Annotated in this window: 1 pseudogene; it reads left to right on the top strand. The window is 71.9% G+C overall.

The features are described 5' to 3' along the window. Window positions 1-39: 39 nt before the first annotated feature. Window positions 40-7,982, top strand: a pseudogene (locus ACIGXJ_RS36875) (SDR family NAD(P)-dependent oxidoreductase); the annotation flags it as partial.

Raw genomic sequence — 7,982 nt, 5'->3', positions numbered from 1 at the left:
AACCAGGCCCGCGCGCGCCTTCGCGAGTACGAGTCCCGTGACGGAGAGCCGCTGGCGATCGTCGGCATGAGCTGCCGCTACCCCGGCGGCGTGACGTCGCCGGAGGAGCTGTGGGAGCTGGTGGCGTCCGGCGGCGACGCCATCGGCCCGTTCCCCGCCGACCGCGGCTGGGACCTGGAGGGACTCTACGACCCCGACCCCGACCGGCTCGGCACCGTGTACGCCCGGGAGGGCGGCTTCATCGACGGCGCCGCCGAGTTCGACGCCGACTTCTTCGGGATCAGCCCGCGCGAGGCGACCGCGATGGACCCGCAGCAGCGCCTGCTGCTGGAGGCCGCCTGGGAGGCGCTGGAGGACGCCGGCATCGACCCCAACGCCCTGCGCGGCAGCAGCACGGGCGTGTTCTGCGGCGTCGGTCCCTCCGACTACGCCGCCATGCCCGCCGGAGCCCTCCCGCAGATCGAGGGCTTCCGCCTGACCGGTTCCACCACGAGCGTGGTGTCCGGCCGTGTCGCCTACAGCCTCGGCCTGGAGGGCCCGGCCGTGTCCGTCGACACCGCCTGCTCGGCCTCCGCCGTGGCCCTCCACCTCGCGGTGAACGCCCTGCGGGCCGGCGAGTGCTCCCTCGCCCTCGCCGGTGGCGTCACCGTGCTGTCCGGCCCCTTCCTGCACATGGAGTTCAGCCGGCAGCGCGGTCTGGCCCCCGACGGCCGCTGCAAGGCGTATTCGGCGTCGGCGGACGGTACCGGCTTCTCCGACGGCCTCGGCCTCGTCGTCCTGGAGCGGCTCTCCGACGCCCAGCGCAACGGGCGCCGCATCCTCGGCCTCATCCGCGGCTCCGCCGTCAACCAGGACGGCGCCAGCAACGGTCTGACCGCACCCAACGGCCCCTCCCAGGAACGGGTGATCCGCCAGGCCCTGGCCAACGCCGGACTGCGCCCCTCCGAGGTCGACGCCGTCGAAGGCCACGGCACCGGCACCAAGCTCGGTGACCCGATCGAGGCGCAGGCGCTGCTGGCGACGTACGGCCGTGAGCGGGACGGCGAGCCCCTGTGGCTGGGCTCGATCAAGTCGAACATCGGTCACACGTCGACCGCGGCCGGTGTCGCCGGTGTCATCAAGATGGTCATGGCCATGCGGCACGGCACGCTGCCGCCGACCCTGCATGTCGACGAGCCCTCCCCGCACGTGGACTGGGAGTCGGGCGAGGTCCGGCTGCTGACCGAGCCGCGTGAGTGGGCCGCGGACGGCCGCCCCCGCCGGGCGGGCATCTCGTCGTTCGGCGTCAGCGGTACCAACGCCCACATCATCGTCGAGGAGGCGCCCGCCGAGGAGCCGTCCGAGGACGCGCCCAGCGAGGTGACACGGCCCGCCGGCACGGTGCCGGTGGTGCTGTCCGCGCGCAACGATGTGGCCCTGCGGGCGCAGGCGGAGCGGCTGCGAGACCATCTCGCGGGGGACCGTGAGGTGTCGGTCGCTGACGTCGCCTACTCACTGGTGACCTCGCGGGCGTTGCTGGACCGCCGTGCGGTGGTGGTGGCCGGTGACCGTGATGAGCTGCTGGCGCGTCTGGCCGAGGTGTCGGACGGTGAGTCTGCTGTTGCCGGTAAGTCGGCGTTCCTGTTCACCGGTCAGGGTTCTCAGCGGCCGGGTATGGGTCTGGAGTTGGCCTCGCAGTTCCCGGTGTTCGAGCGGGCGCTGAGTGAGGTGTGTGCGGAGGTCGACCCGCGGCTGGGGCGTTCTCTGCGTGAGCTGCTGGCGGCTGACAGCGATGTGCTGAACTCGACGGAGTTCACGCAGGTGGCGTTGTTCGCGGTCGAGGTGGCTCTGTTCCGGCTGGCTGAGTCGCTGGGTGTTCGTGCCGACTATCTGATCGGGCATTCGGTCGGTGAGATCGCCGCCGCGCATGTGGCGGGCGTTCTCTCTCTGGCGGATGCGGCCGAACTGGCGGTGGCTCGTGGCCGGTTGATGGGTGCTCTGCCTTCGGGCGGGGCGATGGTCGCGGTGCAGGCCGGTGAGGCGGAGGTCGCTGAGTCCCTCGAAGGCTTCGAAGGTCGTCTGGAGATCGCCGCCGTCAATGGTCCGCTGGCGGTCGTGGTCTCGGGTGACGAGGACGCGGTGGAGGAGTGGCTCCCGCGCTTTGAGGGCCGCAAGACCAGCCGTCTGCGGGTCTCGCACGCGTTCCATTCGCCGCGCATGGAGCCGATGCTCGACGAATTCCGAGCGGTCGCGGAGCGGCTGACGTACGGCGAGCCGCGTATCCCGGTCGTCTCCAACGTCTCGGGTGAGCTGGTCACGGAGTTCGACGCGGACTACTGGGTACGTCACGTCCGTCAGGCGGTCCGCTTCGCGGACGGTGTCCGCACCCTGTGGGACCTGGGTGTCCGGCGTTTCCTGGAGCTGGGTCCGGACGCGGTGCTGACCGCGATGGCCCGCCAGTGCGTCGAGGACGACACCGAGGCGGCCTTCATCCCCGCCCTGCGGGGCAAGTACGGCGAGGTCGAGACGTTCACCGGGTTCCTGGGCCATGCCCACACCGCCGGTGTCGGCGTCGACTGGCCGGTGTTCTACGCCGGTACCGGCGCGCAGCGCGTCGAACTGCCCACCTACGCCTTCCAGCGGGAGCGGTTCTGGCTGACGCCGGGTACGGCGGGGGGTGATGTGTCGGCGGCCGGGCTCATTCCCGTCGACCACCCCGTCCTGGCCGGCAGGGCGCTTGTCGGGGACCGTGACGAGTGGCTGTTCACGGGCCGGATCTCCACCGAGGCCCAGCCGTGGACGCGTGACCACGTCGTCATGGGCGCGGTCGTGGTGCCCGGTGTGGCGCTGGTCGAGATGGCTCTGGCCGCCGGGCGCGAGGTCGGCTGCCCCGTACTCGACGAGCTGGTCATCGAGGCCCCGCTCGCTCTGGACGAGGCGGTGGGGCGCCGGCTCCAGATCATCGTGGGTCACGCGGACGACGACGCCCGCCGCGAGTTCGTCATCTTCTCGCGCCCCGAGGGCGACGACACGGACGAGCAGGGCCAGGCCACCTGTCACGGGCGCGGCTGGCTGGGGCCGGACGCCGAGGCCGTACCGGCCTGGGACGTGGCATGGCCGCCGGAGGGCGCCGAGCGTCTCTCCGCGGAAGCCCTCTACACCCGCATGGCCGACATCGGCTACGACTACGGCGCCCTGTTCCAGGGTGTCGTCGACGCGTGGCAGGACGACGACGTCGTCTACGTCGAGCTGGCCCTGCCGGACGACGCAGACACGCAGGGTTTCGGCATCCATCCCGGACTCTTCGACTCCGCGGTGCAGAGCTCACTGTTCGGCGACAAGCCGGACGACACGCTGGTGATGCCCTTCTCCTGGAACGGCGTCCAGCTCAGCCGCACCGGCGTCGCGAGGGCCCGCGCCCGACTCGTCCCCGCGGGTGCGGCCGCCTTCCGCATCGACCTCGTCGACGAGAACGACGAGCCGGTGCTCAGCATGGACAAGCTCGTGTTCCGCCCGGTCGACCAGGCCCAGCTGAAGCAGGCCGCCAGGACTGAGGGTTCGCTGTACGAACTCGACTGGGCCCCGGTCACGGCCGGCTCCGGCCGGTCCGCGCGGGTCGCTGTACTCGGCGGACTTCCGGCGGAGGGCGAGCCGTTCGAGGACCTGGCCGCGCTGGAACAGGCCGTGGCGGACGGCGCCCCGGTGCCCGAGCTGGTGCTGGCGGCCGTCGGAGCCGAGGAGGCCACGGCGGCCGCGGTCGAGGCACTGGGCCTCGTACAGCGGTGGATCGCGAGTGAGCGGCTCGGCGGGGCCACGCTGGCGGTGGTGACCCGGGGTGCGGTGTCCGTCGGCGGCGGGGTCCCCGACGTCGCCCAGGCCGCCGCCTGGGGCCTGGTGCGCAGTGCGCAGTCGGAGCACCCGGGCCGGTTCCTGCTGGTGGACGAGGACGTGGACGGCGACGCCCCGGAATGGGCCGCGCTGCTCGGCCTTGACGAGCCGCAACTTGCCGTCCGCGGCGACCGGTTGCTGACCCCGCGGCTGTCCCGGGGCTCCGCCGGCGAGACGGAGACGGCGTTCGATGCCGACGGCACGGTGGTGATCACCGGTGGTACGGGTGGTCTGGGTGCGGAGTTCGCGCGGCACTTGGCCACCGGGCACGGTGTGCGGCATCTGTTGCTGCTGAGCCGGCGGGGTCCGGAGGCCGAGGGTGCCGCTGAGCTGGTGGCGGAGCTCGCGGAGCTGGGGTGTGCGGCCCAGGTCGTCGCCTGTGACGTGTCCGACCGTGAGCAGCTCGCTTCCGCTCTCGGTGGGGTCGAGCGTCCGCTGACGGCCGTGGTGCACGCGGCGGGTGTCCTCGACGACGGTGTGGTCGAGTCGCTGACGCGTGAGCAGGTCGAGCGGGTGATGCGGCCGAAGGTCGAAGCCGCGTGGCATCTGCACGAGTTGACGGCAGAGATGGAGCTGTCGGCGTTCGTGCTGTTCTCGTCGGTGGCGGCCCTGATCGGCAGCCCGGGCCAGGGCAACTACGCTGCGGCGAACGCCGCCCTGGACGCGCTCGCCGCGTCGCGCCGGGCGGCGGGCCTGCCGGCGGTGTCGCTGGCCTGGGGCCTGTGGTCGGACACCGCGGGCATCGCGGCGCAGCTGGGCCGGTCGGAGCTGGCCCGCCTGGAACGCATGGGCTCCAAGCCGCTGACGCGGGAGCTGGGCCTCGAACTGTTCGACCAGGCTCTGACGGCGGACGCAGCCCTGCTCGCGCCGGTCCGGCTGGACATGGCGGTGCTGCGCGCCCAGGCCAGGGCCGGCACGATCCCGGCCGTGTTGCGCGGACTTGCGCCCCTCCCGGCGCGACGCGCGGAGGCCGGCGGATCCCTCGCCCGGCGCCTGGCGGGCGTGCCCGAGGCGGAGCGCGAGCAGGTCGCCCTCGAACTGGTGCTGGAGCAGGTGGCGAGCGTGCTCGGCCACGCCTCGGCCACCGCCGTCGATCCCGGCCGCGCGTTCAACGAGCTCGGCTTCGACTCCCTCAGCGCGGTCGAGCTGCGCAACCGCCTCACCCAGGCTTCCGGAGTGCGGCTGCCCGCCACACTCGTCTTCGACCACCCCACCCCGGCCGCTGTCGCGCGACTGCTGGTGGCGGAGATCTCGCTGGACGGCGTGGTCGGTCGCCCGCGTACGAAGAGGCCGCGCCGCGTGGACGCCGGCGAGCCCCTGGCGATCGTCGGTATGAGCTGCCGCTTCCCCGGTGGTGTGTCCTCGCCGGAGGAGCTGTGGGAGCTGGTGGCGTCCGGCCGGGACGCCATGGGCCCGTTCCCCGCCGACCGCGGCTGGGACCTGGAACGGCTCTACGACCCCGACCCCGACCAGGTCGGGTCGGTGTACACGAAGACCGGCGGATTCGTCGACCGTATCGGCGAGTTCGACGCCGACTTCTTCGGGATCAGCCCGCGCGAGGCGCTGGCCATGGACCCGCAGCAGCGGCTGCTGCTGGAGACGTCGTGGGAGGCGTTCGAGGACGCGGGCATCGACCCGACGACGCTGCGCGGCAGCAACACCGGCGTGTTCGCCGGCACCGTCTCGTCCGGCTACCACGCGACGATGGTCCCCGAGCTGGAGGGCTACCACCTCACCGGCACCACGATGAGCGTGGTGTCCGGCCGCGTCGCCTACACCCTGGGCCTCGAAGGCCCGGCGGTCTCCGTGGACACGGCCTGCTCGTCCTCCGCCGTCGCCCTGCACCTCGCCGGGCAGGCACTGCGGGCCGGCGAGTGCGACATGGCCCTGGTCGGCGGCATCTCACTCATGGCCACGCCCGACCTGCTCATCGGCTTCAGCCGCCAGCGCGGCCTGGCCGGCGACGGCCGCTGCAAGGCGTATTCGGCTTCGGCGGACGGCACCGGCTTCTCCGACGGCGCCGGCGTACTCGTGGTGGAGCGCCTGTCGGACGCCCGCCGCAACGGCCGGCGCATCCTCGGCCTGGTCCGCGGCACCGCGGTGAACCAGGACGGCGCCAGCAATGGCCTCACCGCCCCCAACGGCCCCTCTCAGGAGCGGGTGATCCGCCAAGCCCTCGAAAGTGCGGGGCTGAGCCCTGCCGAGGTCGACGCGGTCGAGGGTCATGGCACGGGCACGAAGCTGGGTGACCCGATCGAGGCGCAGGCGCTGCTGGCGACGTACGGCCGTGAGCGGGCTGGTGACCCGCTGTGGCTGGGTTCGATCAAGTCGAACATCGGTCATACGTCGGCTGCGGCCGGTGTGGCCGGTGTGATCAAGATGGTGATGGCGATGCGGCACGGGATGCTGCCGCCGACCCTGCATGTCGATGAGCCGTCGCCGCATGTGGACTGGGAGTCGGGCGAGGTCCGGCTGCTGACCGAGCCGCGTGAGTGGGCTTCGGACGGGCGTCCTCGTCGTGCGGGCATCTCGTCGTTCGGTGTGAGCGGTACGAACGCGCACATCATCGTGGAGGAGGCCCCCGCCGAGGATCGCGTCCACGTCAGTCCGGCGGCCGAGCGTTCGCCGGGCACCGTTCCCGTGGTGCTGTCGGCGCGCAACGATGTGGCGCTGCGGGCGCAGGCGGAGCGGCTGCGGGCGCACCTTGCCTCGCGGCCGGAGCTGTCCGTGGTGGACACGGCGTACTCGCTGGTGACGTCTAGGGCGTTGTTGGAACGGCGTGCCGTGGTCGTGGCTGCGGACCGGGACGAGCTGCTGGCGCGTCTGGCCGACGTGTCGGACGGTGAGTCTGCTGTTGCCGGTAAGTCGGCGTTCCTGTTCACCGGTCAGGGGTCTCAGCGGCCGGGTATGGGTCTGGAGCTGGCCTCGCAGTTCCCGGTGTTCGAGCGGGCGCTGAGCGAGGTGTGCGCGGAGGTCGACCCGCGACTGGGCCGTTCCCTGCGCGAACTGCTCGCTGCTGACAGCGATGTGCTGAACTCGACGGAGTTCACGCAGGTTGCGTTGTTCGCGGTCGAGGTGGCCCTGTTCCGGCTTGCTGAGTCGCTGGGTGTTCGTGCCGATTACCTGATCGGGCATTCGGTCGGTGAGATCGCTGCCGCGCATGTGGCGGGTGTTCTCTCCCTGGCGGATGCGGCCGAACTGGCGGTGGCTCGTGGCCGGTTGATGGGCGCGTTGCCTTCGGGCGGGGCGATGGTCGCGGTGCAGGCCGGTGAGGTGGAGGTCGCTGAGTCCCTCGAAGGCTTCGAAGGTCGTCTGGAGATCGCCGCCGTCAATGGTCCGCTGGCGGTCGTGGTCTCGGGTGACGAGGACGCGGTGGAGGAGTGGCTCCCGCGCTGGGAGGGCCGCAAGACCAGCCGTCTGCGGGTCTCGCACGCGTTCCATTCGCCGCGCATGGAGCCGATGCTCGACGAATTCCGTGCGGTCGCCGTGCGGCTGACGTACGGCGAGCCGCGTATCCCGGTCGTCTCCAACGTCTCGGGTGAGCTGGTCACGGGCTTCGACGCGGACTACTGGGTGCGCCACGTCCGTCAGGCGGTCCGCTTCGCCGACGGTGTGCGCACCCTGTGGGACCTGGGTGTCCGGCGTTTCCTGGAGCTGGGTCCGGACGCGGTGCTGACCGCGATGGCCCGTCAGTGCGTCGAGGACGACACCGAGGCGGCGTTCATTCCGGCCCTGCGGGGCAAGCGTCCTGAGATCGAGACGTTCGCCGGGTTCCTGGGCCACGCCCACACCGCTGGTGTCGGCGTCGACTGGGAGGCGTTCTACGCCGGTACCGGCGCGCAGCGGGTCGAACTGCCCACCTACGCCTTCCAGCGACAGAACTACTGGCTGACGCCGTCGGCGCAGGGCGATGTCACGGCGGCGGGTCTCGACCGGATGGATCACGCGGTCCTGGCGGCGGCCGTACACCTCGGGGACCGCGACGAATGGTTGTTCACCGGTCGGTTGTCCATGGACAGCCAGCCGTGGGTGCGCGACCACGTCGTGCTGGGAGTGACGATCGTGCCGGGTACGGCGTGGGTGGAGCTGGCGTTGGCCGCCGGCCGCCGTGTGGG

Origin of the sequence: Streptomyces sp. NPDC053367 (assembly GCF_044545925.1) — a bacterium.
Classification (GTDB): domain Bacteria; phylum Actinomycetota; class Actinomycetes; order Streptomycetales; family Streptomycetaceae; genus Streptomyces.
The sequence above is the reverse complement of the archived record's forward strand: the minus strand, read 5'-3'. Positions and strand labels throughout refer to the sequence as shown.